At 70.3% G+C, this 780-nt stretch carries 2 protein-coding genes; both read left to right on the top strand.

Annotated features, from left to right (window positions below):
* The coding region (locus AC559T_RS15020; protein WP_498869123.1) for a sigma factor-like helix-turn-helix DNA-binding protein at nt 1-261 on the top strand (261 nt) is incomplete at its 5' end.
* On the top strand, nt 258-780 hold a 523-nt coding region (locus AC559T_RS15015), incomplete at its 3' end, for an anti-sigma factor family protein (protein ID WP_498869122.1). The genes AC559T_RS15020 and AC559T_RS15015, both read left to right, overlap by 4 nt.

Below are 780 nucleotides of genomic sequence, written 5' to 3'. Positions count from 1 at the left end.
GACGACGGCGGCGAGGTCGTGGCGGCCGCCCCCGCCGTCGACGACGTGAGCCAGGCCATCGAGGAGTGGGTGGTCGCGGAGGCGCTGGGTCGTATTTCGCCCGCGCACCGGGCTGTCGTCCAAGAGCTGTACTACGAGGGAAGGTCGGTACGCGAGGCGGCAGCCCGCCTTGCACTGCCAGAGGGCACCGTCAAGTCCCGTGCCTACTATGCGATCCGCGCGCTGCGTGACGCCTTCGAGGAGATGGGGGTCGGTCGATGACACCCGAGCACGACGAGGTCCGGTTCCTGCTCGGGGCCTTCGTCCTGGGCGGTCTGGACGTCGACGACCGGAACGCCGTCGAAGCCCATCTCGCCGGCTGCGCCGGATGCCGTGCCGAACTCGACGAGACGGCGTCGGTTCCCACGCTGCTCCGGCGTCTGCCGGGTACTGCGGGGGAGGGCGAACCCTCTCTGGACGAGCTGCTCCAGCGGGTGCGCGCCGAACGACGGTCGGTTCGCCTAACCCGCTCCTGGCGCCTCGCGGCGGTCGCTGCTGTGCTCGTCCTGTGCGCCGGAATCGGTCTCGTCGTGAACAGTCCCTTTGCCAGGGCACCGAGTGGGCCCTCCACCTCCTTCGTCGCCGCGACGGGTACGGCGATCACTGGTCGCGCCACGCTCATCACGAAACCATGGGGAACGTCGCTGGCCGTCGCGTTCGACAGCCTTCCCGGCAGCGGCCCCTTCGCACTGGAGGTCGCCAGCGTCGACGGCACGACGGAACGAGCGGCCAGCTGGTCGT

Source organism: Frankia sp. Hr75.2 (assembly GCF_949319125.1).
In the GTDB taxonomy this organism is placed as follows: domain Bacteria; phylum Actinomycetota; class Actinomycetes; order Frankiales; family Frankiaceae; genus Parafrankia; species Parafrankia soli.
The sequence above is the reverse complement of the archived record's forward strand: the minus strand, read 5'-3'. Positions and strand labels throughout refer to the sequence as shown.